Here is a 26,270-nt window from a genome sequence, read left to right as displayed (position 1 = left end):
GATCAGGAGATCGTGAGTAGCTGGTGGCCCGCGGACACGGTGGTGCCGGGGTCGGCGTTGATCGCGCCCACGACACCGTCCTTGTGCGCCGGGATCGGCTGCTCCATCTTCATGGCCTCCAGGACGACCACCAGATCGCCCTTGACGACCGACTGCCCTTCTTCGACCGCGACCTTGACGACCGTCGCCTGCATTGGAGACGTGACAGCGTCGCCGGACGCACCACTGACCGAGGAGGCCGTGTGGGAGCGGCGCGAGGGCGGCGCCACGACCGGGCGACCGATCTTGGCCGGGGCCAGGGCGATGCGGTCCGGCAGGCTCACCTCGAGGCGCTTGCCCGACACCTCGACGACCACCGTGTGGCGCGGCTCCGCCTCGGCCGGGGCCTCGGCCTCGCCGTCCCACGGCGCGATGTCGTTGACGAACTCGGTCTCGATCCAGCGCGTGAAGACGCCGAAGTGGCCGTCCTCCGCCGTGAACGCGGGGTCGCGCACGACCTTGCGGTGGAAGGGCAGGACGGTGGGCATGCCTGCGACCTCGAACTCGTCGAGTGCGCGCCGCGAGCGCTCCAGGGCCTCGGCGCGATCACGTCCGGTGACGATGAGCTTGCCCAGCAGCGAGTCGAACGCGCCGGAGACGCTGTCGCCGGCGGTGACGCCGGAGTCCAGACGGATGCCGGGGCCGCCGAACGTCTTGAACTGGTGGATGCGTCCGGGCTGGGGGAGGAAGCCGCGACCCGGGTCTTCGCCGTTGATGCGGAACTCGATCGAGTGCCCGAGCGGCTCGGGGTCGTCGTAGTCGAGGGTGCCCCCCTCGGCCAGGCGGAACTGCTCGCGCACCAGGTCGATGCCCGTGACCTCCTCGGAGACGGGGTGCTCGACCTGCAGCCGCGTGTTCACCTCGAGGAAGGAGATGGTGCCGTCGGCGCCGATGAGGAACTCGCACGTGCCCGCCCCGACGTAGCCGACCTCGCGGAGGATCGCCTTCGACGACGCGTACAGCGTCTCCTTCTGCGCCGCGGTCAGGAACGGCGCCGGCGCCTCTTCGACCAGCTTCTGGTGGCGTCGCTGCAGCGAGCAGTCGCGCGTCGAGACGACGACGACGTTGCCCTCGGCATCCGCGAGGCACTGCGTCTCGACGTGGCGCGGCTTGTCGAGGTACTTCTCCACGAAGCACTCGCCGCGGCCGAAGGCGGCCACCGCCTCGCGAGTGGCCGATTCGAACATCTCGGCGACCTCGCCGAGTTCGCGGGCCACCTTGAGACCGCGTCCGCCGCCGCCGTAGGCGGCCTTGATGGCGATCGGCAGACCGACCTGCTCGGCGAAGGCGACGACCTCATCGGCGCCCGCGACCGGCCCGGGCGTCCCGGGAGCGAGCGGAGCTCCCACCTTCTCGGCGACGTGGCGGGCCGTGACCTTGTCGCCGAGAGCTTCGATCGCCTCGGGCGAAGGGCCGATCCAGATCATGCCGGCGGCGGTGACGGCGCGGGCGAACTCCGCGTTCTCCGCGAGGAAGCCGTAGCCGGGGTGCACCGCATCGGCGCCGGAGCGCCGGGCGACCGAGAGGATCTTCTCGATCGACAGGTACGTGTCGGCGCTGGTGGCGCCCTCGAGCGCGTACGCCTCGTCGGCGAGCTTGGCGTGCATGGCGTCGCGGTCCTGGTCGGCGTAGACCGCGACCGACGCCTTCCCCGAGTCGCGAGCGGCGCGGATCACTCGGACCGCGATCTCTCCCCGGTTCGCGACGAGCACTTTTGTGATCTGCGGGCGCGGGGACGTCAGGTCCAGTGAGCGTGGCATGGATGCCAGCCTACCCACGCAAGAGCGTGCTCCTTTGGATCACCCGCACAAGATCGTCGGCGATTCGTGTGCGAGAGCCTACGAAGTCGCGTCCTCCTTCTGCGTGCCGTCACGGTGGGAGGGGGACGACGTCCACAGATCGGTCCAGACGACGCCGAGCGCCTTGCACAGTCGGCGCACCGTCGACAGGGACATGCCGACCACGGTCGACGGGTCGCCGTCGACGCGCTCGATGAACGGCCCGCCCAGGCTGTCGACCGTGAAGGCTCCGGCCACCTGCAACGGTTCGCCGGTTGCGACGTAGGCGGCGATCTCGGCATCCGAGACGTCGGAGACGAAGGTGACGGCGGCGGCGGCGACGGCGTGCTCCTCTCGCGGCGGCATCCCGGGCCGGACGCGGATGACGCTGTGGCCCGAGTGCAGCACACCCGTCCGGCCGCGCATCTGCTCCCACCGTGCCGTGGCGACCTCGGGCCGCAGCGGCTTGCCGAGCACGTCGCCGTCGATCTCGAACATCGAGTCGCCGCCCACGACGACGCCGTCGAAGTCGGGGATGTCGTTCACGAGGGATGCCGCGACGTCGGCGGCCTTGCGTCGCGCGAGCAGCAGGACGTGCTCGTCGGGAGGCAGGATGCGCGCCTCGCGTGCCTGGATCTCGTCGATGACCGCTTCCTCGTCGACGTCGGGCGCCCGCAGCAGCGGCTCGATGCCGGCCTGGCGCATGAGCATGAGTCGGGCGGGGGAGGTGGAGGCGAGGCACACGCGCATGCCGTCCAGCGTACGTTCCGTCGCGGACGAGGTCGGGGATCCGTGACAGCATCGAAGGATGCAACCCGGAGACCTCCTCGATCTCGACATCACCGACGTGGCCCATGGTGGCGTGTTCATCGCGCGGCACGAGGGGCGGGTCGTCTTCGTCTCCGACGCGATTCCGGGCGAGCGCGTCCGGGTGCGGTTGACCGAGACCGCGAAGTCCTCGTTCTGGCGCGGCGCCGTCGTCGAGGTGCTCGATGCCTCGCCGCATCGACGCCCGCACATCTGGGCGGCCGCCGACGTCCGCATCGACCCCGATCGGCGACCCGGCGGGGCCGACTTCGGCCATATCGAGCTGGGGCACCAGCGGGAGCTGAAACTCCAGGTGCTGCGCGCCGCCCTCGGACGCTTCGGCGGTCTCGAGCAGCCGTCGGCGACGATCAGCGGCGCGCGTGCTCTCCGGTCGGATCGAGGAGAGGTCATCGCCGAGGAGTCCGCTGACGCGACCGGGTGGCGCACCCGTGTCAGCCTCCACGTCGACGGCGACGGTCGGGTGGGCCCGCACGCGGCACGCAGCCACCGGGTGATCGAGGTGGACGAGCTCCCGCTCGCGACGGCCGAGATCCAGCGTGCGGCGCGCACGCTGTCGGCACCCCCGGGGCGGATCGATCTGGTGCAGCCCGCCGACGGGCGGGTGCGCATCGTGCCGCGCCCCGACGCCGTCGCCGCCGGGCGGGCCGGATCGGGCCGTCGTGGCAGCGGCCCGCGGCGCGGCGCGCCGCAACGCGCGGGCGTGGATGCCGCGGCGCACGAGATCATCACCGAACAGGTCGACGGGCGCTCCTTCCAGCTGGATGCCGGGGGGTTCTGGCAGGTGCACCGCCTCGCCGCACACACCCTGACCGGCGCCGTCGTCGATGCGCTCACGGCCGCCGGCGGCGTCGATCCCGAGGCGCAGCACCTCGACCTCTACGGCGGGGTGGGGCTGTTCGCCGCGACGATCGGCACGCTCGGTGGCCCCGCCACGCGCGTCACCACGGTCGAGTCCGATCCGCGCGCGACCGAGCACGCCGGGGAGAATCTCGCCGCGTGGGTGGGAGCGCGCGCGGAGACCTCTCGCGCCGATCGTTTCCTCGCGCGCCTGCACGCTCAGGCGGGCGCCGTCGAGCGCGGTCGCCTCGGTCGCGGGGTCACTCTGCTCGATCCGCCGCGGGCGGGGGCAGGGCGTGAGGTCGTCGACGCGGTTGCGGCGCTCGCCCCGGCATCCGTCGTCTATGTGGCGTGCGATCCGGTGGCCCTCGCTCGCGACATCGGCGCGTTCCGTGAGCGCGGCTATGGCGTTCGCCGCATCGGAGCGTTCGACCTCTTCCCGCACTCTCATCACGTGGAAGCCGTGGCGCTGCTGCAGCGCGAGCCGTGACGCGGCAAGCGCACGAACCTCACTCCTTCGTCGGATGTGGGCGTTCTCGCGTCGTCGTTAGGCTGACGTCATGACCCGCGTCGCCCTCATCGATGACCACGAGTCCGTGCGCCTCGGGCTCGAGGCGGCGTGCGCGCGAGCCGTGACCAAGGAGGTCGTCTTCTCGGGCAGCAGCGTGCGCGCCTACCTGGAGTGGCGTCAGCGGTCGGGGGCGGCGCCGGTCGACATCGTGGTGCTCGACCTCACGCTCGGCGACGGCACCACCGTCACCGAGAACGTCAGCAGCATCGTCGCCGACGGCTCGCCGGTGCTCATCCACAGTGTCGCCGATCGCCCCGCCGCCGTCCGCGAGGCTCTGGCGGCCGGAGCGGCCGGCGTGATCAGCAAGGCCTCGCGCATCGACGACGTCATCGCCGCCATCCGCACGGTGGCGCGCGGCGAAGCCCTGGACAACGTCGAATGGGCCAGTGCCGTCGACGGCGACCGCGCTTTCGCCGATGCACAGCTGTCCAACCGCGAGCGCGACGTGCTGCGACTGTATGCCGCCGGCCTGCCGTTGAAGGCGGTCGCCGACCGGCTCGGCATCGCCTATTCCACGGCGAAGGAGAACATCACGCGCGTGCGCACGAAGTACGTCGAGGTCGGTCGTCCCGCCCCCACGAAGGTCGATCTGCTCCGCCGTGCGATGGAGGACGGTCTCATGCCCGGCCACGCCGGAGCGACCCGCGGTGACGACTGAGCCCCTGCCGATCGCCGTCGACCCGGCGGTTCGCCGTCCCCTGGGCGACATCGCCGCGGGTGCGGAGCGGTTCACGCAGGCGCGGGTCGAGCGGATCATCCGCACGGTCGTCGCCCTGGGGTGCGCGGTGCTGGGCACGCAGGCCTTCCTCAACGCGCTGGGCTCGCGCCAGGAGGCGCCGCCGACGCATCTGCCGCTTCTGCTGGCCGTCTTCATCCCGCTCGCGATGATGGTCGCGGCATCCGTCGCCGGGGTCGGTGTTCGCACCGCGGCAGGAATCTTCGCCGTCGTCTTCCCGATCGTCCTGCTGTGCTGGCCGCTCGTCACCCACGCACGCGCGGATGCCGCGGACGGCGCGCCCTGGATCTGGTACCTGCTGAACGTGGGCACCTCTGCGGCCGTGCTGGCCTTCGGACTTCCCCTGCAGATCGCGTGGGCGGCGGTCATCCCGATCCTGTACGCGATCGCCCGGCTGACCCAACTCGGTGGCGCCCCCGCGGACGTCGTCGATGTCGTGCGCGATGCGGTCTTCGCCGCGATCCTCGCGGCGGTGGTGATCACCCTCGGGCGTCTGCTGCGGGGTGTGGCGGTCGGCATCGATCAGGCGCGCAGCGAGGCCGTCGCCTCCTACGCCGTCGCCGCTGCCCACAATGCCGCCGAGACGGAGCGGGTCGCCGTCGCCGCGCTCATGCACGACAGCGTGCTGGCGGCGCTGATCGCGGCCGAGCGGGCGCACACCCCGCGGGAGGCGGCGCTGGCGGCCGCGATGGCGAGAGAGGCCTTGACGCGGTTGGCCAACACCGACCAGGACGCGGGCGAGGGGCCTGACGAGCCGGTCGCCGTGGCGGCGATTGCGGCCGCCCTTCGCCGGGTGGTGGCCGATCTCGATGCGGACGTGCCCGTCGCCGCCGACATCGCCGCGGCCGCTCCGCTCGTTCCCGGGCGCGTCGCGCGCGCCGTCGTGCTGGCCGCCACGCAGGCCGTCTCCAACGCCATCGTCCATGCGCACGGAGAAGGCCTGCGCGTGGCTCTGCGAGCCGACGGGCAGCGCCTGCGCGTGCAGGTGACCGATCGCGGTCCCGGCTTCGATCCGGCGAGCATCCCCGATGATCGCCTGGGAATTCGTGGGTCCATCGTGGCGCGCATGGCGGCCGTCGGCGGTCGCGCGCGCGTGCGCACGGCGGCGGACGGGACTCACGTCGTCCTGGACTGGGAGTTCTCGCGATGAACTTCCGTGTGCACGCCACCCTGTCGGCGTTGGCGATCGCCTTCACGACGTATCTCGCGATCGGCGGTCTCGTCTGGACGGTCGCGCCGCAGATGCCGCTCGTTCTGGTGTGCGCGGTGGCGCTGTATCTGGCGACGACGTGGATCTGCGTGTTCTGGAATTCGGGTGCTCTGCCCACGCGGCGCGATCCCATCACCGGCGACCTCGGGCGCAGCTCGGTCCTGCCCGCCTGGGCTGCGGTGCTCGCGCTCGCCGCCGCGGTGCTGGTGCCCAACGCGACGTGGCTCGCCGTCCAGCCCGACGCGCGTGGCGCGGATGTCGGGACCTGGAGCCTGGGTGCGGTCGGTGCGCTCCTGACGATCGTGATGGTGCGCCGCCGCCCGTGGATCGCGTGGAGCGGGGTTGTCGTCCTCGCGGCCGAAGCGGCGTTCTGGATCGGTCCGGCCGCAGCCCTGGCGCTCGGCGTGGTCGGCGCGGTGCTGTGGGTGGGGGTCGCGCAGCTGCTGACGTGGCTCGTCGATCGCGCTGCCCGCGATACCGCGGAGCTCACCGCTCTGCAGCGGGCGGCCTCGGAATGGCTCGCGACTCAAGAGGGAATGCGGCGCGAACGTCGCACGCAGGTGCAGCGTGCCCTCGCGCTGGCCGGGCCCGTGCTCACGCGCACCATCGAGGCTGCGGGGCGTCTGAGCGAGGATGAACGTCGCGCGGCACGCATCGCCGAAGAAGCGTTGCGCGACGAGCTGCGCGGCTCTGCCCTGCTCGACGCGCAGGTGCGAGCGGCGCTCGCAGCGGCGCGGGAACGGGGGACGACGGTGTCCGTGCTCGACGAAGGAGGCCTCGACGGCCTGTCGCCGGCGGAGCGAGCGGCGGTGCGATCGCGTCTGGCGGCAGTGCTGGCCGAGGCCGACTCCGACCGTGTCTACGTGCGTGCCGCGACCCACGAGGACGTGGCCGTCACGGTCGTCGGCCGCTCGGCCGCGGATGACGGCGAAGACGAGGTCGACCTGTGGAGCGAGATTCCCCGGCGGCCCTGAGCCCTGAACGCGGCCCTGCATCCACCCGGCCGGTGGTTACGGCGACGCCGCGAGCGCAGAACGCCACGAGGACGTGACGAAGAGGACGCGAGGAAGAGGAGGCGAGGGGCGGCGAAGCCGCCCGCCCCTCGCCATGCGAGTGGTTACCCGAAAACCGACTCGCGAAGGGTCGTTCCGCTCATGAAGCGGGCCGACCGAACGCAGAAGCGTTCCAGCGATATCGATTCTTCCCGGTGGAGAAAGCTGTGTCTGTAGGTATTTTGGGGGACAAGCGATCGGAGGCGGGTTCAGCCCGCGAACCGTCCCCAGGCCACGTCGCGCCGCAGGGGCGCACGCAGGCCGCGCGCCGAGACCTCCCAGGCCGACCGCAACGGCGCATCCTCGACGACGGCGTCCGCAGCCTCGCGCTCGTATGCCTCGGTCACCACGGCGATCACGGCGGCGAGCTCCTCCGCGGTGGGGTTTCCGCGACGGATGTCGATGTGCACGGCATCCGCACCGGCCATATCCGCGTCCGACGCGGGCATCGCGGGTGTGCTCATAGCGGGATGTTACCGTGCTTCTTCGGGGGCAGGCTGGCCCGCTTCCCGCGCAGCGACCGCAACGCCTTCGCGACGGCCACGCGGGTCTGCGCGGGCTCGATGATGCCGTCCAGCTCGCCGCGCTCGGCTGCCAGGAAGGGCGACGCGACGTTGTAGGTGTACTCGTTCGCGAGGCGCTGACGAACGGCGGCCACGTCTTCGCCGGCCTCCTCCGCCTTGCGGATCTCGCCGCGGTAGAGGATGTTGACGGCACCCTGTCCGCCCATCACGGCGATCTCCGCCGTCGGCCAGGCGAGGTTGACGTCGGCGCCCAGCTGCTTGGAGCCCATGACGATGTAGGCGCCGCCGTACGCCTTGCGCAGGATCACGGTGACCAACGGCACGGTCGCCTCGGCGTAGGCGTACAGCAGCTTCGCACCGCGGCGGATCACGCCGGTCCACTCCTGGTCGGTGCCGGGAAGGTAGCCGGGCACGTCGACGAGGGTCAGGATCGGGATGGAGAACGCGTCGCAGAAGCGCACGAAGCGACTGGCCTTCTCGCCGGCTTCGATGTTGAGGGTGCCGGCCATCTGCGACGGCTGGTTCGCGATGATGCCGACCGTGCGGCCCTCGACGCGGCCGAGGCCGATGACGATGTTCGGCGCGAACAGCGGCTGCACCTCGAGGAAGTCGCCGCCGTCGACGATGTGCGAGATCACCTGGTGGATGTCGTACGGCTGGTTGGGGGAGTCGGGGACGACCGCGTTGAGGGTGCGGTCGGCGTCGGTGGTCTCCCACTCGAAACCGTTCTCGTAGACCGGGATCTCCGCCATATTGTTGTCGGGCAGGAAGCCCACCATCGAGCGGACGTAGTCGATCGCGTCGTCCTCGTCCTCGGCGAGGTAGTGCGCGACTCCGGAGCGCGTGTTGTGGGTGTACGCGCCGCCGAGCTCCTCCATGCCGACGTCCTCGCCGGTGACCGTCTTGATGACGTCGGGACCGGTGACGAACATCTGACTGGTCTTGTCGACCATGACCACGAAGTCGGTGAGGGCGGGGGAGTACACGGCGCCGCCGGCGGCGGGCCCCATGATGATCGAGATCTGCGGGATCACACCGGAGGCGGCGGTGTTGAGGCGGAAGATCTCGCCGTACTTGCCGAGAGCGACCACGCCCTCCTGGATGCGGGCACCACCGGAGTCGAGGATGCCGATGATCGGCATGCCGCCGCGCAGGGCGTACTCCATGATCTTGATGATCTTGTCGCCCGCGACCTCGCCCAGCGATCCGCCGAAGGTGGTGAAGTCCTGCGCGTAGACGGCGATCGTGCGGCCGTGGATGGTCCCCACGCCCGTCACGACCGAGTCGCCGTACGGACGCGACCGGTCCATTCCGAAGGCGGTCGTGCGGTGACGCACGTATTCGTCGAACTCCACGAAGGTGCCGGGGTCCACGAGCAGCTCGATGCGCTCGCGGGCGGTCATCTTGCCCTTCGCGTGCTGCTTCTCCTGGGCGCGCACCTCCGCGTCGAGGACCGCCTCCTGATAGCGGGCACGCAGATCGGCGATCTTGCCGGCGGTGGTGGACAGGTCGGGCTGCGCGGACGTCACTGGCTGCACGGAAGGCTCTGACTGCTGAGGCACGCCTTCCACCCTAGCGACCGGGTCCAGGACTCTGTTGGGGGACGCTCACAACGAGACGGGGATTCGGTTGTGGGATGCCGCGCCATCGCACACCGCCGCGGTGCGCTCGCCGCGCGTAGGGTGGCGCTATGTCGATTCCCACCGAGGGCTATCCCCTGACCGCCGCGGTCTCGCCGCGGGTGCACGTCATCGAGAGCGTCGACTCGACGAATGCGAAGCTCCTCCGTGACGTCGAAGGCGCCCCCGACGCCCACCCGCATCTGTCCCTGCTCGTGACGCGTGATCAGCGCGCCGGACGTGGACGTCTCGACCGCACCTGGGTCACACCTCCGGGCTCTGCGGTCGCGATCTCGGTGGTGCTGCGCGTCGGGGCGGTCGCCGTGCACGATCGGGGCTGGATTCCCCTCGTCGCCGGAGCGGCGATGGTCGACGCGGTCGCCGCGCAGCTGCCCGGGCACACCGTCGCGCTGAAGTGGCCGAACGACGTGCTCGTCGATGGCCGCAAGATCTGCGGCATCCTCGCCGAGGTCCTGCCCGCCGATCCGCATACCGTCGTTCTCGGCGCCGGGGTGAACACGGCGATGACGGAGGCGGACCTGCCCGTGCCGACGGCGACCTCCTTCGCGGTCTCGGGTGTCGACGTCGACGAAGACCGTCTGCTCGCCGACTACGTCAGCGGCCTGCGGGACCTGATCGCGGAATTGGCGGTCGGCGGAGGCGACGCCGTCGCGTCGACGGTCGCCGAGCGGTGTGCGACGATCGGGACTCAGGTGAGTGTGACCGTGCCGGAGGGAACGGCGCTCGTGGGACGCGCGCTCCGCCTGGATCCCGATGGCCGGCTGGTGGTCGCCACCGTCGACGGTGCCGAGCGCATCGTCGGTGCGGGTGACGTCGTGCACGTACGCTGAGCGCCGGGCCCGGGTGCCGCCCAACGGCGTGATCGCGTGACGACGGCCCGGTCATGCGCGGTTTCGCCCGGCCACCGGGCACAATGATCTCGTGACCTCGCCCACCGCCTACCCCGGGCGTCCCGCTGCGCCGGCGCCGGGTGCGCCGGCGCCGGAGCGCCGCGTCGCGCGCGTGCGGGCGCACGCGCGGGGTCTGTTCTGGTCGGCGCTGGTGCTGATCGCCGTGGCCGGGGCCACGGGCTACTTCACGGGAAATCTGCCGGAGCCACTGCAGGACTGGATGCTGTGGGCCGCCGCAGGCCTCGTCGTCGCGCTGCTGGTCGTGATCCCCTACGTCCGATGGTGGACGCACACCTACACCGTGACGACGCGCCGCGTCGTCGAGCAGTCGGGCGTCTTCGGCCGTCGACGCCGGGAAGTGCTGCACGCCCGCGGGTACACCATCGAGGAGCGTCGCGGTCCGCTGCAGCGGCTGTGGGGCGCCGGCACGCTCGTGCTGTCGAACGGTGTCGATGAGCCGCTGCGTATGGTCAACGTCCCCGCGGCGCGCCTGCTGCACGAGGCCCTGTCCGATCAGGTGGAAGTCAGCCAGATCCTCGCGCATCGCGACGGGCACTGGGACGGCGCCACCGCCCCGCTCATCGGCGACCCGCCGCCGCTGCCGCGCTGATCGCGATCCTGACGGCCGGGCGAGATCGACGCTGGGCGCACGCCGCGGTGCGCGTGCCCCGCGAACTGAGAAGATGGATGCGACGAAAAGGAGCACCATGGCACTCACCCTCGGCATCGTGGGCGGCGGGCAGCTCGCCCGGATGATGATCGCTCCGGCGGTGGAGCTCGGCGTCCGCGTGCGCGTGCTCGCCGAAGAAGAGGGGATGTCCGCCGCGCTCGCGGCGACCGCCGTCGGCGACTACCGCGACCTCGACACCGTCCGCGCATTCGCTCGCGACGTCGACGTCGTCACCTTCGACCACGAACACGTCCCGCAGGACGTGCTGCGGGCGCTGGTGGCCGACGGCATCCGCGTGCACCCCGGTCCCGACGCGCTCCAGTTCGCGCAGGACAAGCTCGCGATGCGAGCGCGCCTGGCCGAGCTCGGTATGCCGCAGCCGGAATGGGCGGCCGTCACCGACGCCGCCGAGCTGCAGAGCTTCCTCGACGCCAACGGCGGGCGCGTGGTCGTCAAGACGCCGCGAGGCGGTTACGACGGCAAGGGCGTGCGGGTCGTCAGCGATCCCGCCGAGGTCGCCGACTGGTTCGACGGCGGCGCGCTGCTGGCCGAAGAGCTCGTCGACTTCTCGCGCGAACTGGCGCAGCAGGTCGCGCGCCGTCCCTCCGGTGAGCTGCGCGCGTATCCCGTCGTCGAGACGGTGCAGCGCGGCGGCGTGTGCGCCGAGGTGGTCGCACCGGCCCCGCACGGCGGCGCCCGGCTCACGGAGGTCGCGGCCTCGATCGGCACGAGCATCGCGGAAGGGCTGGGTGTGACCGGGATGCTGGCCGTCGAGCTGTTCGAGACCACGGACGAGCGTCTGCTGGTCAACGAACTCGCCATGCGGCCGCACAACAGCGGCCACTGGAGTCAGGACGGTGCCGTCACCGGACAGTTCGAGCAGCACGTGCGCGCGGTGCTCGACCTGCCGCTGGGTGACCCGACGGCGCGCCAGCCCTGGGCGGTCATGGTGAACATCCTCGGCGGACCCGAGACCGATTCGCTGGAGAGCCGCTTTCCGGCCGTGCTCGCCGCGCACCCCGCGGTGAAGGTGCACACCTACGGCAAGGCGCCGCGGCCCGGGCGCAAGGTCGGCCACGTCAACGCCTTCGGCGACGAGGTGGATGCCGTCGTGTACGAGGCACGCGCCGCGGCCGCGTTCTTCGCCGACTGACCTCCTCGACCGCCGCGGGCGTTCCGAACTGCACGGGGCGCCGGATGCCACGGGCCGGAGCGCCGTGCACGGCGGGCGGGATGCGTGGCGTTGCGGGGTTCTTCCAGCGCGCCGTCCTAGCCTGGTCGGGTGACTCGCGCTCTGCATTCCTCGGCTTCCCCTCTCGTCGGCGTCGTGATGGGATCGGACTCGGACTGGCGCGTCATGAGCGATGCCTCTCAGGTGCTCAGCGAGTTCACGATCGAGCACGAAGTGGAAGTCGTCTCCGCTCATCGCACGCCCGACAAGCTGCTGCGATACGGGCGTGAGGCTCGGGAGCGTGGCCTGCGTGTGATCATCGCGGGTGCGGGTGGTGCGGCTCATCTGCCGGGCATGCTCGCGTCGGTCACCGCATTGCCGGTGATCGGTGTGCCGGTGCAGCTGGCGACGCTCGATGGGCTCGACTCGCTGCTCAGCATCGTGCAGATGCCGGCGGGGATTCCCGTGGCGACCGTGTCGATCAACGGCGCCAAGAACGCCGGTCTGCTGGCGGCGCGGATCCTCGGTGCGTCCGACGCCCGGATCGCCGACCGTGTCGAGCAGTACGCGCGCACCCTCGAGGCGCAGGTCGAGGAGAAGAATCTGCGCCTGAAGGAGTCACTGTGAGCACGGCCGCACCGCCGCGCTCGCCGCGCGCCGCCGAGCCGGTGATCGTCGGCGAGCAGCCGATGCGTCGACCCGACACACGGTCGCCGCGCGTGATGACCCGCCGCGCCTGGTGGCTGCTGGTCCTGAACTTCCTGGTTCCCGGCTCGGCGCAGGTCCTGGCAGGAAGCCGGCGCCTCGGCCGGGTGGGGCTGACGGCGACGCTGATCATGTGGGTAGGCGTGGTCGTCGCGGCCGTAGCGGCTCTGGTGTGGCCGACGCTGCTGTTCACGCTCGGCACCAATGCGGCCGCACTGCTGGCCGTGCAGCTGGTGCTCCTGGCCTACGCCGTGCTGTGGGTCGTGCTGACGATCGACACCCTCCGTCTGATCCGCCTCGTGAATCTGCGAGCGGGAGCGAGGCCGCTGGTGGCGACGCTCGCCATCGTCGGGCTCCTCGTCGGCAGCGGCGGCGCCGTCTACGCCGCCCAGCAGCTGCTGGCGCCCGCGCGCGAGGCGATCGCGTCGATCTTCACGAACAACGCACCGCCCGTTCCACCGTCCAACGGCTATTACAACTTCCTGCTGCTCGGAGCCGACAGCGGACTGGGCCGGGACTCCATGCGGTTCGACAGCATCTCCGTGGTGTCGGTGAACGCCGAGACCGGCGCGGTGCACATCACCGGCATCCCGCGCGATCTCGCGTACGCGCCGTTCGCCGACGGTCCCATGCACGATCGGTACCCCGACGGTTTCGAGGGGCATCCCTCGCCGACGTGCGGGTGGGGGCCGGGCATCAATCAGTTGATGAACGCGGTGGAGATCTGCCAGCCCGACGAGGGCAAGGACATCTACCCGGATGCCGCGGCGAACAGCTCCACGCCGGCCATCGAGGCCACGAAGGATGCCGCGGAAGGCATTCTCGGCATCCAGATCCCGTATTACGTCTTCGTCGACATGAAGGGCTTCGCCGACATCGTCGACGCGCTCGGCGGCGTGGACATCACCGTGCAGGAGCGGCTGCCGAAGGGGGGCGGACCCACCTACGAGGGGGAGCCCGCCGAGGACTGGGCGATCGGGTGGATCGAGGCGGGGCCGCAGCACATGGACGGCGACACGGCGCAGTGGTACGCCCGATCGCGGTACACGACGAGCGACTGGGACCGGATGCGGCGGCAGCGTGAGTTGCAGCAGGCGATCCTCGCGCAGGCGAACCCGGCGAACGTGTTGAGCCGTTTCCAGGCGGTCGCCGCGGCGGGTTCGGACCTCGTCAAGACCGACATCCCGGACTCGATGCTCGGATTCCTCGTGCAGTTGGGCGTGAAGGCCAAGGAGCAGCCGGTGCAGACCCTCGAGCTCACCCCCGAGGGCGCCGGCATCGACACCGACAACCCGACCCCCGACCAGTACGCGCACGTGCGCGACCTCATCCAGCAGGCGCTCTATCCGCCGTCTCCGTCTCCGACGAGCGAAGGCTGAGGCATGGTCGCGACTCTGCGCGTGGTGCTCGACCAGCTCGTCGCGCCGACCGACCCCGACCTCGCTCTCGCATCGCGCGAGACGGGGCGTGCCCTCGTCGCGACCACGCCCGGTGGGTGCGAGGTGGCGGCGATCGTTCCCTCGGCGCCCGATGTCGCGGGCGATCTCGAGGGGGCGGTGCCCGGACTCGCCGACGTCACGCGCGCCCCGCTGGCAAGGCGTGAGCTCGCCGCCTCGTGGCAGCTCGGGCTGGCACCGGGGATCGGCGGGGGAATGATCCACTCGCCGACTGCGCTCGCGCCGCTGGTCAAGCACGATCGCGTCCACGACAACGACCAGACCGTCGTGACGATGTGGGATCTTTCGGCCTGGGAGCGGGCGGGAGAGATGCCGCGGACGGCCGTCACGTGGCACCGGGCGATGCTCAAGCGCGCCCTGAAGCACGCGGATGCCGTCGTGGTGCCGAGCCACGCGATGGCGCACCATCTCGCGGAGATCGCGCCCTTCGGCGACCGGATCCGCGTGATCGCGGGAGCCGCGCCGGCCGGCTTCGCCGTTCCCACCGACGAGGTCGGGCGGCGGCGGGCGCTCGATGTGCCCGATGGGTGTCTCGTCGTGCCGGGGTCGTCGGCGGCCTCCGCGGGGCTGTCCACCGCTTTCGCGGCCATCGCCGCGGCGGGAGCGGACCTGCCGGTCGTGGTGATCGGTGCGTCCGAGGGGGACGAGCCGGCCGTTGCTGAGCTGGCGGCGGCATCCGGACTTGCAGAAGGGCGTGTGCATGTGCGCGGCGCCCTGGAGGACGCGGATCGCGCGGCCGTTCTGGGCGGGGCGGTGGCGTTGCTGGCTCCGTCGACGCTGAGCGGTTTTCCGTGGCGGGTCGTGGAGGCGTTGGCCGTCGGTGTTCCCGTCATCGCCGCGGACTCCGAAACGCATCGCGAGGTCGTCTGGGACGGGGGAGTGCTGGCGCCGGCGTCGGAGGACGGTGCGTTCGCGGACGCGCTCGCCGGTCTGCTCGGCTCAGCCGCGGCGGTCGAGCGGCAGGCCGTGCTGGCCGCGGATCGCGGCCGGGCCTTCTCGTGGATGAGTGCCGCCGAGCGGATCTGGCAGCTGCACGCCGACCTGTGAGGACGTGGGGAGCCGCTCGCGGTTCTAGGGTGTAGATCATGCCTCCTCGTGTCAGCGTGATCGTGCGGACGAAGAACCGCCCCGAGTTCCTGGCGAGGGCTCTGGCCGACATCGCAGGGCAGACCTTCGGCGACGTCGTCGTCCTCGTCGTCAACGACGGCGGCGACAGTGCCGCGGCCGCGCAGATCGTGTCCGCCGCCCGCGTCGATGTCCGACTGATCGACACCGCCGCACCGGGCGGGCGGTGCGTCGCCGCGAACGCCGGCATCGCGGCAGCCGACGGGAGCGAGTTCGTCGTCCTCCACGATGACGACGACCTGTGGGATCCGCGCTTCCTGGAACGCACGGTCGCCTGGCTCGACGCGCACCCGGAGGACGTGGGCGTCGCCGTCGCCACCGCGATCGCCTACGAGCAGCGTATCGACGGCGCCTGGGTCGAAACCTCGCGTGTGCCGTTTTGGGAAGGGATGACCCGCGTCTCCCTGACCGACATGCTCGATCGCAACCGCGTCGTCCCGATCTCATTGCTCTACCGACGTCGGGTCCACGACGAGGTCGGCGGTTACGACGAGCGACTGGGCACCGTCGAGGACTGGGAATTCCTGCTGCGCGTGCTCGGTCGACACTCGGTGGGGTTCATCCCCGGCGAGCCGCTCGCGATATGGACCCAGCGTCCTTCCGCCACCGGAGTGGCGTCCAACAGCATGTTCGCCCTCGAGGATCGACACGCCGAAGACGACGCCCTGGTGCGCGATCGCGAGCTCGCCGCCTGGACGTCTGCGAACGGAATGGGCCTTCCGCTGTACCTGGCGGGGATGGAGAGGCGGCTGGCAGATCACGTCGATGCGTCGGCCGACCGCCTGCGAGCGCAGATCCGCGCAGACATCGATTCCCATCAGCCCATCGCTTCGCGTCTGCGGCGTCTGCGACGACGTCTGGGCGGCCGAGGCGACTCGTGATGGCCGCTTCCCGATCGGGTCTGCGCGCCGCCTGGCGTCGCGTCAGGGACGTTCCGGTGGCCGGCGCGCTCGTCAGGGCCGCGGACCGTCTGCTGTGGTGGCGGACCATCCGCCGCTCCGGCCTGGTGGATGGGGAGTATTACGCCGCACAGCGTGGATGGCGCCGCGCCAGTGACGCGCGCGCGATCGTCGATTATGTCACCCGCGGGTTCAGATCCGGTCTCAGCCTGAATCCGCTGTTCGACGAGCTCGTCGCGGGACGGGCGCTGCCTGAGCCTGATCGGGTCCCCGCGCTCTACGCCTACCTCGTGAGCGATCGACGCACGGTATCCGTCCATCCCTGGTGGGACGCGCCCGCTGACGGGCATCGGGCAGGGGGCGTTGCGCCACTTGACGACGTCTGGGCGCGCCGGGAGAGCGCGATCGTCGAGGTTCGGATCGGCGAACGGTCGCGGTCCGTGCCGGTGATGCAGCTGCGCGCCTGGGCGATGGAGGCCGCGCAAGAGTGGCGACGGGGGACGCGCGCACCCGCCGGGGACGCAGATCGAGCCGACCTGGTCGTTCGGATCCTCCAGCGGCGGGATCGCGATTACCCCCGTCGCGTCCTCGAGGTCACCCCCCTGGCCCACACGGATGATGTGGTCGTCGTCGCGGTCGGATGCGAAGCCGGTCAGTGGATCGGGCTCGACGTCGCCGCACGGCTGTTCCCGTCGTTGCGGCGAGTGATCGTTCCGCGCGCCGCGTCCTATCGGGATGCCGTCCGCAGCGCCGACGCCGCGCCCCGACGCGGATCGGGCACGATCACGATCGTCGGCCCGCGATCGGACCTCACCACGGCCGAGATCCGCGCACTGCGGGAAGGCGTCGTGCCGGGCCGGGCGGTCGCACCCGTGGAGATCGCGCCCGACGGAACCGTCGCGGCCTTCGGCGCGGCCGGCACCGGCGGGACCGTGCCCTACGCGATTCTCAGCGGCCATCCCCGCGAAGACCTCGATCTCCTCGGGGCGTCGCGCATCGAAGTGCCCCTTCTGGCCGGTCCCACGTTCGCGATGGCTCGTGAGGATTGGTCCGCGATCGGCGGGTTCGACGGTGTCTCGGCGGGAGCGGCCGTGCCTGCCCTCAGCGCCGCCCTGCGTGCTCGAGTCCCCGGCTTCGTCTGCCAGATCGACGCGGGCATCCGGAGCACGTCGTACGCGCGCCACACCGCGTTCCGGACGGAGGAACCCGCCGCGGCGTCCTTCTCCGACGAGCGCCGTCGCGCCGAAGAGATCCTCCGTGCCGCGGGCTTCGAGGTGACGACCTGGCGCCCGGCGCTGACTCCGTCCGCCGCACCGCTGCCCGAGCTCGAGTGGCGACGCCCGGAGCCGGCGGCCTTGCGGTGGGCCATCAAGATCTGCGCACCGCCCGGTCCCCTCGGCGCCGTCTGGGGCGACACGCACTTCGCCGACGGACTCGCCAAGGCCCTCAGACGACGCGGACACTTCGTGGCCGTGGACAGCTTCGATGCCCGGGACCGGTGGACGTCTGCCCTCGACGACGTGACGCTGGTGGTGCGAGGTCCGTACCGCATCTCTCCCCCGACGACGGGTACCCGCGTCGAGTGGATCATCAGCCACCCCGACCAGATCACGCGAGCCGAGGTGGACGACTTCGACATCGTCTACGCGGCATCCGATCTGTGGAGTGCAGCGGCCTCCGAGCGGTGGAACATCACCGTCTCGCCGCTGCTGGAGTGCACCGACGCCGATCAGTTCTACCCGCGTGGCCTGGCGCGCACCGACGAGATCGTCTTCGTCGGCACCGCGCGAGGAATCGCTCGGCCCAGCGTCGTCGTGCCACTGGCGGCGGGCATCCCGGTGCGCGTCTACGGACCGGATTGGCGCACCTACATCCCCGCCTCGGCCATCGCGGCGGAGAACCTTCCAAACGACCGGCTCAGCGAGCGCTATGAGACGGCCTCCATCGTCCTCAACGACCAATGGCCGGCGATGCGGCAAGAAGGGTTCATCGCCATGCGGCCGTTCGACGTCGTGGCCGCCGGCGGGCGGGTGATCAGCGAGGACGTCGACGGTATCGACCGCGTGTTCGGTGACGCCGTGCCCGTGTTCCGAACGGACGAGGAACTGCTCGAGCTGCTGGCACGCGACCCCGCCGATCTGTTCCCGGATGCGGAGGGGCTCGCGGCCGCGTCCGAGCGCATCCGACGGGATCATTCCTTCGACGCGCGGGCCGGACGTATCGTCGACGACGTCCTCCGCCACCGCGCCGCAGGGGCGGCGCCGCGTGAGCAGTAGAATGGCTCGGATGAACGCGCGTTCCTTGCTTCACCGCGTCCAGTGGGAGATCAATGCCATTCGGCATCGCGATCCTCTGTCGCCACGGCGGTTTGTCCGGTTGTTCGGTTCGCGCCGGCGGCGCTCCTGGGACCCGACGCAGGAGCCGCGCCGGGTCGTCATCCTCCGCAGCGACGAGATCGGCGACACCGTCAGCACGTTGACGCTGCTGGACGCCATGCGTCGCCAGTGGCCCTCCGCGAAACTGCACCTCGTGGTCAAGCCGGGCCCGGGGTCCGCTTTCCATGCCGCCCCCAGCGTCGACCGTCTGATCTTCTGGTCGCCGATCACGGAGGGCTCGGCGTTGAAGCGGCAGATCCTCACGGTTCGGCAGGCTCTGCGCCGGTTCGGGCTCCGCGGCTACGATCTGGCGGTCCTGCCGCGCTGGGACTTCGACGACACCCCGATCCGGTACCTCGCGGTCGCCGCCCGTGCGCGCTCGGTCGTCGGCTTCACCCCCGTCCCCCAGCGCGAGCCCGACTGGCTCGGCGACCAGAGCGCGCTCTTCACCGATGAGCTCCCGCGCGGAAACGACCCCCTGCTGACCGTCGCTCAGCTGCGCCGCCTGGCGGACTGGCTCGGGCTGGCATGGACCCATCCGGGCGCCCGGCCGGTAGGACGAGCCCTGTTCGACGCCGCCGACGCGGCGCGCGCAGAAGCCCGCGCCTCCCTGCCCGGTGAGAGCGGACGGGTCATCGGCCTCGGCATCGGCGCACGGGACGCGAAGCGTCAGTGGCCCGTCGAACGTCTGACCGAGGCCGTCGTCGAGATCGCGAAGAGCGGGCCGGTCCGCGTCCGCATCCTCGGAGGCCCGACCGACCGCGAGCGTGCGGCCGAACTCGTGGGGCTTCTCCGCGACCGCGGGATCGCGGCCGTGGATCTCGCGGGCGAACTCTCCTTGAGCGAGAGCGCCGCGGCGATCTCGCAGTGCGACCTCTTCATCGGCAACGACTCCGGTCTGCAGCACATCTCGAGCTCTCTCGACGTTCCCACCGTCGTCGTCACCTGCCATCCCGCGACGGGCTCGCCCTGGAGCGACAATGCGCCGGAGCGATTCGGCCCGTGGTCGCGTCAGCGAGCGGTTCTCCAGCCGGAACGGCCCGCACCCGGATGCGGCGAGGAGTGCTCGTCGCGCGAGCCGCACTGCATCCTCGCCGTCGACTCCGCCGATGTCGCCGGCGCCGCCCTCGCGCTCATAAGTGAGTCCTCTCGTCCTTCCGAGACACCGGCGTCCGCGGGCTGACCCGCGTCCTGTCTCCGTCACTGATCTGGAACCCGCCATGACTTCTCTTCCCCTCATCACTCCTCACGACGTCCTCGGGTTCCAGGCGGTGCATGTGGTCGTCGTCGGCGACGCGATGCTCGATCGGTACGTCGAGGGCGCGGTGCACCGCATCTCTCCGGAAGCGCCGATCCCCGTGCTCCGCGTCGCCCAGGACCGCTCGGTGGCCGGAGGCGCCGCGAACGCGGCGATGAACATCGCGGGGCTCGGCGCCGCGGCGACTCTCATCGCGGCGTGGGCCGAGGACGAGGCGGGCCGGGAGCTCGAGAAACTGCTCGCGGCCGCCGGCGTCGAGGCGCGCCGCGTCGCCCGAGGCGATGCCCCCACGATCGAGAAGCTGCGGGTCGTGGCCGGGCAGCAGCAGATCGTGCGCATCGATCGCGAGGACACGTCGTCGCTGGATGCGGCCGGTGCGGATGCCGTGCTCAGCGCTGTGCGCGATGCCGTCGAGGGGCACGACCATCGGTGCGTCATCGTCCTCTCCGACTACGCGAAGGGCATGCTCGACGAGGCGGTCGTGCAGCGCGTGATCGCCTTCGCCCGAGAGCGCTCCCTGCCCGTCGTCGTCGACCCGAAGTCGGCGGACATCCGCAAGTACAGCGGCGCGACGGTCGTGAAGCCCAACTTCGCGGAGGCGGCCCTCATGGCGGGGGTGTCGGCGACCGCGCCGACCGAGGAGGTGCTCGCGCAGATCGCCGAGGCGATGGCCGTCCCGGATGTGTCGGCCGTCGCGATCTCCCTGTCCGCGCTGGGCGTCGAGGTCGTCGAGGGCGGCGCGCGCACGCGGCTTCCCACGCGCGCCCGTCTCGTCGCCGACGTCTCCGGTGCCGGTGACTCCATGATCGCGGGTCTCGCAGTGGGCCTCGGCAGCGGCCTGTCCACCCTGAAGGCCGTGCAGGTCGGAAACCTGGCCGCCGGCATCGCCTGCGCCCGTCCGGGCACCGCGGTGGTGACCTCGGCCGACCTCCTCAACGAACTGCTGATCGATTCCTCTCCCGCCCACCGGCCGGGCACGATCGAGGACTGGGATGAGCTGGCGCGACTGGTGCGGGTGGAGAAGGACGCGGGCCGGACGGTGGTCTTCGCGAACGGAGTCTTCGACCTCCTGCACGCCGGCCATGTCGCTCTCCTCAAGGAGGCCCGTTCGCTCGGCGACGTGCTCGTCGTGGGAGTGAACTCGGATGCCTCGACGGCGCGACTCAAAGGACCGTCGCGACCGCTGCAACCGCAGGCGGATCGCATGGCGGTGCTGGACGCCGTACGCTACGTGGATTTCGTCACCGTGTTCGAGCAGGACACTCCCCGCGAGCTGATCCGGGCCATCCAGCCGGACGTCATCGTGAAAGGATCGGACTACCGACCCGATCAGGTCGTCGGGGGAGACGATGCCAAGGCCTGGGGCGGCAGAGTCCATATCGTGACCCTCCTCGACGGTGTCTCGACGACGAAGCTGTCGCAGGGCGAACAGGTGCGTCGCGGCTGAGCCGCGCGGGAGAGGAATCACAAGATGAACATCGTTCAGGAGAACCTGCTCGAGAACGCACGCCGGATGTCGGCCCTCGCGGAGGACGAGCGCTTCGGAGCGTCGTTCGCGGCCGCGGCGGAGACCATGGTGACCTCACTGCGCGGGGGAGGGACGCTGTTCGCCTGCGGCAACGGCGGTTCGATGACCAACGCTCAGCACTTCGCCGAGGAACTCACCGGCAGGTTCCGTGGGAATCGGCCGCCGCTGCGCGCGATGGCGATCTCCGACCCGTCCCACCTCACCTGCGTCGCCAACGACTACGGCTACGAGTTCGTGTTCTCCAAGTTCGTCGAGGCGTTCGCTCGCCCCGGCGACGTCCTGCTCGCGCTCAGCACGAGCGGCAAGTCACCGAACGTGCTCCGCGCGGCGGAGGCGATGAAGGCGGCGGGAGGCAAGGTCGTGGCCTCGTCGGGCACGGCCGAGAGCCCGATCGGGGCGTTGGCCGATGTGACGATCGCCCTCGGCGCCAGTCGCTGGGCCGACCGCATCCAGGAGTCGGAGCTCGTCGTTATCCACTCGCTGATGCAGGCCATCGAGGACGGGTTCGGCTACTCCGCGGAGTGATCCGGCCCCGCGGTCGCGGCGGCGAATGCCGCCAACGTGGGGAACGTGACGTCGGCGTGCGGATCGTCCACGGCATCGATGCGCACGGTCATTGTGCCGCCGGTGCGCGCTCCCAGTCGCCGTCCCATCTCGATGTCCGACTCCGTGTCGCCCACCATGACCGACAGTGCCGCATCGACCTCCGGATGCTGGGCGAGGTAGCTCAGCGCCATCCCGGGAGCAGGCTTGCGGCAGTCGCAGTCCGCGCCCACGAGATGGGGGCACACGCGGATGTCGTCGACCCGCCCTCCCGCCCCTTCGATCTCGAGGCGCATCCGCCGATGGATGTCGTCGAGGTCGGCAGCCGTCATGAGCCCTTTGCCCACGCCCTGCTGGTTCGTCACGACCACGATGCGCGGTGCCCACTGCGCGAGGACTGCCAGGGCCTCGAGTGCCCCGGGTTCGAACGCGAACTGCTCCCACGTGCGCACATAGCCGTCGATGATGCGGGTGTTGATCACGCCGTCGCGGTCGAGGAAGAGACACCACTGCCGACCCGAGGTGTTTCGGCGTCGTGTCTCCTGCGTGAGCCTGTCCACCCGGCGACGCTATCGCACCCGGGCGGCGAAGGCGGCACGTGATCGGGGGCGTGGACGGCGGTGACGCCCTCGGCGGATCCCGGAAGAACGGTAGCGTGTGGTCGAGGCGCGGGAGACGAGCCGTCTGCGGGATGAAAGGACATGACTGTGCAGTCGAATCCACTGGTGTCCGTGGTCGGGGCGCGAAGGCGGCGGGGGCGCCTTTCTCTGTTCAGCGCGGTCTGCGCAGCCCTGGTCGTGGTGATCGTCGCCGCAGGAGCGGGCACCGGTGCGTACGCCGCGCCCGTGGACGCCGCGCCCGCACGTATCGCCGGCTCGACGGCGTCGAGCGCAGCGGCTGCCTCGACCGACATCCCGGTGCACCCGTGGTTCGATCCGACGTACACCGAATTGGGCGGACCCGGCGGCGTCCTCGGCGCACCCCTGCACCCGATGCAGTGTCAGTCGAGCTCGTGCTGGCAGGAGTTCGCCGGCGGAGTGCTCACTTCCGATGGGACCCGGATCGTCAAGCTCTCCACCGAGTACGTCTCGACATGGCTCGCGGCCGGAGGCCCGGACGGCGGGCTCGGGCTGGTCGCGGGCCCCGAATCCTGCTTCGGTACGTACTGCGCCACTCCGTTCACCCACGGTGTCGCACGGTGGACGCCCGGCGTCGGGGTTCAGGTGATCCTCGTGCACCCGTGGTTCGAAGAGGCGTGGAAGCGGCTCGGTGCGGTCACCGGAGAGATCGGCATCCCGCTCAACGGCCTCACGTGCCAGTCGTCCTCGTGCTGGCAGGAGTTCGTGGGTGGCGTGCTCACCTCGGACGGCACCCAGATCGTGAAACTCTCCAGCTCCTATGTGCGCACGTGGCTTGCGTGGGGCGGACCGGACGGCGACATCGGTCTGGTCTCGGGGCCCGAGAAGTGCTACGGGTGGTACTGCGAGGCTTCGTTCACGGGTGGTGTCATCGTCTGGAATCCGGGCGGCTACGGCGTGACGTTCCCCGTCACGAAGCGCTGGTTCTACGGCGACTGGATCGCCCGAGGAGGGGGCGGTGGCTCTCTCGGTGTTCCGCTCCGTGCGATGGAGTGTCAACGAGCGGCGTGTTATCAGCAGTTCAGTAGAGGCACGCTGACGTCGTCGTCCACGGGGATCGTGTCGCTCTCCACGGCGTACGTCGACCATTGGCTCTATCGCGAAGGTGGGCCCGACGGTCACCTCGGTCTCGTCGAGGGGCCCGAGTCGTGCTTCAGCGGCCAGTGCCAGGTTCCGTTCCAGCACGGCCTCATGGTGTGGCAGCCCGGTGGAGGCGTACGAGTGCTCACGGGAGCCGAGGCCGATGCGTGGCGGGCCAGCTATCCCCTGCCGGGCTCCGCGCCGTCGACGGGCGGCTCGTCCGGCGGCGGGACGCCCGCCAACCCCGGCGATACGGTCAACTGCGACGATTTTGACACGCAGGCGCACGCGCAGGCATGGTTCGAGAAGTACGAGCCGTACTACGGCGATATCGCCAGGCTTGACCGCGACGACAACGGGATCGCTTGCGAGTCGCTTCCGTGAGGGGCACGCGGGCTGATCTCGACCATTCTCGCCAACTGTGGTTGATACTGAGGGAGTGAACTACGGTCAACGAGTGCAGCCTGGTCTCGGCGAGCGGCGCGACGCGATGAGGCGCGTCGGTTTCGGCGCGCTGGTGTCGGTCGGCGCGATGATGTCCCTCGTCGCATGCGCGACCGGCTCCGCAGGCTCGCCGGGCTCGACGACGACCGCTCCGGTTCCCCCCACCAGCGCGACCGTTGCCGTGCCGACTCCGACGTCCTCTGCGACCCCGGCGACGCCCTCTCCGATCGCGTCGCCGACGCCCGGCGCCACGGCGACGGTCACGATCGTCAGCTCGGGAGCGGACGGGGAGGACGTCTTCGCATCGGGCCTCGTCACGGGAGACGCCGGTGAGGAGGGGACGTGCTCGCTGACCGCCACATCGGCGACGGGTCGCGTCCTCACCGCCCAGACAGAGGCCCACGCCACGCCCGCAGCCGTGAACTGCGGGCTGATCAAGATCGCGGCCGAGCCCGGCGACTGGACGCTCGTTCTGAGCTTCACCTCGCCGACCTCGGCCGGCTCGTCCGCATCGGTGCTGGTCCATCAGCCGTGAGTGAAGCCCCGCGGACCCTCCGCCGTCGTCTCCTCTCGATGCTGGTCGTCGTTGCGGCGGTGTTCTCGGGACTCGTCGGAGTCGTCGCACCGCTGCAACCGCCGGCCGCGGACGCCGCGACCGCGAGCAGCTTCCAGGCCGGCTATCTGATCTCCGACAGCAACTTCTTCGATTCGGGTTCGCTCTCGGCATCCGACATCCAGAGCTTCCTGAACTCGAAGGTGTCGAACTGTCGGCCGTTGTACGGCATGCCGTGCATGCGCGACTATGTCGCGCAGTCGACGCCGGCGCTCGCGGCGAACGCCTACTGCAGTGCGTTCCCGGGCGGCTCGATGACCGCCGCCCAGTTGATCTCGGCCGTCGCCCAGTCGTGCGGAATCAACCCCAAGGTGATTCTCGTGATGCTGCAGAAGGAGCAGAGCCTCGTCACGGACCCGTCACCGGACGCCGTGCAGTACAGCGCGGCGCTCGGGCAGGGATGCCCGGATGGCGCCGCATGCGACCCCGACTACGCGGGATTCTTCTATCAGCTCTACGGCGCAGCTCGGCAGTTGCAGATCTACATCAAGAACCCGAGCTGGTTCGGCTACCAGCTGGGGTGGAACAACATCCTGTACCAGGCCAACCCTCCGGACACGCAAGGCATCTGCGGGACCAAGCGTGTATACATCCAGAACGACGCCACACGCGCGCTCTACGTGTACACCCCCTACACGCCCAATCAGGCCGCGCTCGACAACCTCTACAGCACCGGTGACTTCTGCTCGTCCTACGGCAACCGCAACTTCTGGCGCCTCTACACTGATTGGTTCGGTGACCCGACCGCTGAGCAGGTCACGGGGGAGTACGCGGCGGTGTGGAAGTCCCTCGGCGGAGCTTCCGGAATCCTCGGCGCGCCGAGAAGCGTCGTCGTCTGCATCGACAACCGCTACTGCCAGCAGTCCTTCGCCGGCGGGACGATCTTCTGGTTTCCCTCGCGGGGCGTGTTCGGCGTCCCGTCTGTCGTCGAGTCGATGTGGCGGAACCTCGGTTTCATCGATGGCAAGCCGGGATTGCCGACGGGCGTGCCGGTCTGCGCTGCTGACTCGACCTGCGCGCAGTCGTTCGACGGCGGGGTGATCGCGGCGGACTCGGTCGGCGGGTCGCTGGTGGGACAACACATCCAGTACACCTGGCTGGCGGCGGGCGGTGTCGCCCTCGGCGGCGCGCGCGGCCCGGAGGTCTGCTCGGCCGGTGACAAGTGCGCCCAGACCTTCGCCCGGGCGGCGTTCTTCTCCGGCGGGGGTGCGACCGCGGTCGTGGGCGGGATCTTCCAGGCGTGGAGCGCGAACGGCATGTCGGCGGGCGCGATGGGGTACCCCCAGAGCGATGCGGTGTGCGCCGGCGGCGGGTGCACGCAGCGGTTCGACGGCGGCCTCATCGTGGCGGCCGGTTCGAACGCCCAGGCGATTCCGACCGCGATCGCGACACCGTACCTCGCGGCGGGGGGATATGCCGCCCTGGGCGCACCGGTCGCTCCCGCAACGTGCGGCGCAGGCACCTCCTGCTCGCAGCTGTTCGAGCGGGCGCGCATCGATGTCTCCACGGCGCGGGGCACGATCATCACCACCGGGCTGTTCCTCTCCGCCTGGGCGGCTCGCGGCTATGACCAGGGTGTTCTGGGTGCGCCGACGGCGGCGGCGGTGTGCACGGCGGTGACGTGTTCGCAGTCGTTCCAGGGCGGTCTGCTGGTCGGTT

22 protein-coding genes and 1 pseudogene are annotated in these 26,270 nt (G+C 70.7%); 18 read left to right on the top strand and 5 right to left on the bottom strand.

Translation table 11 applies throughout. The annotated features are described in order from the left end of the window. Nucleotides 1-2: 2 nt before the first annotated feature. Nucleotides 3-1,799, bottom strand: coding sequence for an acetyl/propionyl/methylcrotonyl-CoA carboxylase subunit alpha (locus ACT53O_RS01515; protein ID WP_052241192.1), 1,797 nt, complete (start codon nucleotides 1,797-1,799; stop codon nucleotides 3-5). A gap of 78 nt (nucleotides 1,800-1,877) precedes the next feature. Beyond that, nucleotides 1,878-2,567 carry a Maf family protein gene (locus tag ACT53O_RS01510; RefSeq protein WP_135948449.1) on the bottom strand — a complete coding sequence of 230 codons (690 nt, stop codon included), beginning with the start codon at nucleotides 2,565-2,567 and terminating at the stop codon, nucleotides 1,878-1,880. Between the two features lie 58 nt (nucleotides 2,568-2,625). On the opposite strand from ACT53O_RS01510, the gene ACT53O_RS01505 reads away from it, so the two are divergent. From ACT53O_RS01505 to ACT53O_RS01490, 4 genes are all read left to right on the top strand, one after another. Beyond that, nucleotides 2,626-3,972: a class I SAM-dependent RNA methyltransferase gene (locus ACT53O_RS01505; RefSeq protein ID WP_476151084.1), complete on the top strand. Its 1,347-nt coding sequence runs from the start codon at nucleotides 2,626-2,628 to the stop codon at nucleotides 3,970-3,972. A gap of 70 nt (nucleotides 3,973-4,042) precedes the next feature. After that, on the top strand, nucleotides 4,043-4,711 hold the full coding sequence (locus tag ACT53O_RS01500; RefSeq protein WP_036318352.1) for a response regulator transcription factor: 669 nt from the start codon (nucleotides 4,043-4,045) through the stop codon (nucleotides 4,709-4,711). Then, nucleotides 4,701-5,939, top strand: a complete 1,239-nt coding sequence (locus ACT53O_RS01495; protein WP_433720576.1) for a sensor histidine kinase — start codon at nucleotides 4,701-4,703, stop codon at nucleotides 5,937-5,939. The genes ACT53O_RS01500 and ACT53O_RS01495 overlap by 11 nt, the downstream gene beginning before the upstream one ends. Next, nucleotides 5,936-6,973: a hypothetical protein gene (locus ACT53O_RS01490; protein ID WP_476151082.1), complete on the top strand. Its 1,038-nt coding sequence runs from the start codon at nucleotides 5,936-5,938 to the stop codon at nucleotides 6,971-6,973. The genes ACT53O_RS01495 and ACT53O_RS01490 overlap by 4 nt, the downstream gene beginning before the upstream one ends. 287 nt (nucleotides 6,974-7,260) lie before the next feature. On the opposite strand, the gene ACT53O_RS01485 is transcribed toward ACT53O_RS01490, so the two are convergent. Both ACT53O_RS01485 and ACT53O_RS01480 read right to left on the bottom strand, forming a co-directional pair. Next, nucleotides 7,261-7,500, bottom strand: a complete 240-nt coding sequence (locus ACT53O_RS01485; protein ID WP_036318355.1) for an acyl-CoA carboxylase subunit epsilon — start codon at nucleotides 7,498-7,500, stop codon at nucleotides 7,261-7,263. Nucleotides 7,501-7,511: 11 nt separating this feature from the next. Then, on the bottom strand, nucleotides 7,512-9,113 hold the full coding sequence (locus tag ACT53O_RS01480) for an acyl-CoA carboxylase subunit beta (protein WP_036318349.1): 1,602 nt from the start codon (nucleotides 9,111-9,113) through the stop codon (nucleotides 7,512-7,514). A 152-nt stretch (nucleotides 9,114-9,265) separates the two neighbouring features. Here ACT53O_RS01480 and ACT53O_RS01475 point away from each other — a divergent pair, with 152 nt between their 5' ends. The 11 genes from ACT53O_RS01475 to ACT53O_RS01425 all read left to right on the top strand — a co-directional run bounded on the left by ACT53O_RS01475 (nucleotide 9,266) and on the right by ACT53O_RS01425 (nucleotide 21,818). Next, on the top strand, nucleotides 9,266-10,045 hold the full coding sequence (locus ACT53O_RS01475; RefSeq protein WP_476151080.1) for a biotin--[acetyl-CoA-carboxylase] ligase: 780 nt from the start codon (nucleotides 9,266-9,268) through the stop codon (nucleotides 10,043-10,045). Between the two features lie 91 nt (nucleotides 10,046-10,136). Further along, nucleotides 10,137-10,715 (top strand): PH domain-containing protein, encoded by a 579-nt coding sequence (locus ACT53O_RS01470; protein WP_476151078.1) that lies wholly within the window; start codon nucleotides 10,137-10,139, stop codon nucleotides 10,713-10,715. A 73-nt stretch (nucleotides 10,716-10,788) separates the two neighbouring features. Continuing rightward, nucleotides 10,789-11,928, top strand: a complete 1,140-nt coding sequence (locus ACT53O_RS01465; RefSeq protein ID WP_294982005.1) for a 5-(carboxyamino)imidazole ribonucleotide synthase — start codon at nucleotides 10,789-10,791, stop codon at nucleotides 11,926-11,928. Nucleotides 11,929-12,105: 177 nt separating this feature from the next. Then, a complete protein-coding gene (gene purE / locus ACT53O_RS01460) occupies nucleotides 12,106-12,573 on the top strand; it encodes a 5-(carboxyamino)imidazole ribonucleotide mutase (RefSeq protein WP_005048199.1) in 468 nt (155 codons plus the stop codon). Beyond that, the gene (locus ACT53O_RS01455; protein ID WP_476151076.1) at nucleotides 12,570-14,030 is read left to right on the top strand and encodes an LCP family protein; all 1,461 of its coding nucleotides are present in this window, start codon (nucleotides 12,570-12,572) and stop codon (nucleotides 14,028-14,030) included. The genes purE and ACT53O_RS01455 overlap by 4 nt, the downstream gene beginning before the upstream one ends. Before the next feature lie 3 nt (nucleotides 14,031-14,033). Then, entirely contained in the window at nucleotides 14,034-15,155 is a 1,122-nt protein-coding gene (locus ACT53O_RS01450) for a glycosyltransferase (protein ID WP_476151074.1), read from the top strand. Between the two features lie 38 nt (nucleotides 15,156-15,193). After that, nucleotides 15,194-16,114, top strand: coding sequence for a glycosyltransferase family 2 protein (locus ACT53O_RS01445; RefSeq protein WP_294982329.1), 921 nt, complete (start codon nucleotides 15,194-15,196; stop codon nucleotides 16,112-16,114). Beyond that, nucleotides 16,114-18,408 (top strand): glycosyltransferase family protein, encoded by a 2,295-nt coding sequence (locus ACT53O_RS01440; RefSeq protein WP_476151072.1) that lies wholly within the window; start codon nucleotides 16,114-16,116, stop codon nucleotides 18,406-18,408. The genes ACT53O_RS01445 and ACT53O_RS01440 overlap by 1 nt, the downstream gene beginning before the upstream one ends. A gap of 10 nt (nucleotides 18,409-18,418) precedes the next feature. Then, entirely contained in the window at nucleotides 18,419-19,690 is a 1,272-nt protein-coding gene (locus tag ACT53O_RS01435) for a glycosyltransferase family 9 protein (protein WP_476151070.1), read from the top strand. Nucleotides 19,691-19,727: 37 nt separating this feature from the next. Beyond that, nucleotides 19,728-21,212: a PfkB family carbohydrate kinase gene (locus ACT53O_RS01430; protein ID WP_294982189.1), complete on the top strand. Its 1,485-nt coding sequence runs from the start codon at nucleotides 19,728-19,730 to the stop codon at nucleotides 21,210-21,212. A gap of 24 nt (nucleotides 21,213-21,236) precedes the next feature. Continuing rightward, a complete protein-coding gene (locus tag ACT53O_RS01425; RefSeq protein WP_060960958.1) occupies nucleotides 21,237-21,818 on the top strand; it encodes a D-sedoheptulose-7-phosphate isomerase in 582 nt (193 codons plus the stop codon). On the opposite strand, the gene ACT53O_RS01420 is transcribed toward ACT53O_RS01425, so the two are convergent. After that, the gene (locus tag ACT53O_RS01420; protein ID WP_476151067.1) at nucleotides 21,803-22,396 is read right to left on the bottom strand and encodes a D-glycero-alpha-D-manno-heptose-1,7-bisphosphate 7-phosphatase; all 594 of its coding nucleotides are present in this window, start codon (nucleotides 22,394-22,396) and stop codon (nucleotides 21,803-21,805) included. The two genes, ACT53O_RS01425 and ACT53O_RS01420, sit on opposite strands and share 16 nt — an antisense overlap. A gap of 141 nt (nucleotides 22,397-22,537) precedes the next feature. On the opposite strand from ACT53O_RS01420, the gene ACT53O_RS01415 reads away from it, so the two are divergent. From ACT53O_RS01415 to ACT53O_RS01405, 3 genes and pseudogenes are all read left to right on the top strand, one after another. Then, nucleotides 22,538-23,938: an excalibur calcium-binding domain-containing protein gene (locus tag ACT53O_RS01415; RefSeq protein ID WP_476151065.1), complete on the top strand. Its 1,401-nt coding sequence runs from the start codon at nucleotides 22,538-22,540 to the stop codon at nucleotides 23,936-23,938. Between the two features lie 73 nt (nucleotides 23,939-24,011). Next, the gene (locus ACT53O_RS01410) at nucleotides 24,012-24,533 is read left to right on the top strand and encodes an RAD23 family protein (protein ID WP_294982197.1); all 522 of its coding nucleotides are present in this window, start codon (nucleotides 24,012-24,014) and stop codon (nucleotides 24,531-24,533) included. Between the two features lie 38 nt (nucleotides 24,534-24,571). Next, nucleotides 24,572-26,270, top strand: a pseudogene (locus tag ACT53O_RS01405) (hypothetical protein); the annotation flags it as partial.

Source organism: Microbacterium sp. DMC48 (assembly GCF_056313825.1).
The sequence above is the reverse complement of the archived record's forward strand: the minus strand, read 5'-3'. Positions and strand labels throughout refer to the sequence as shown.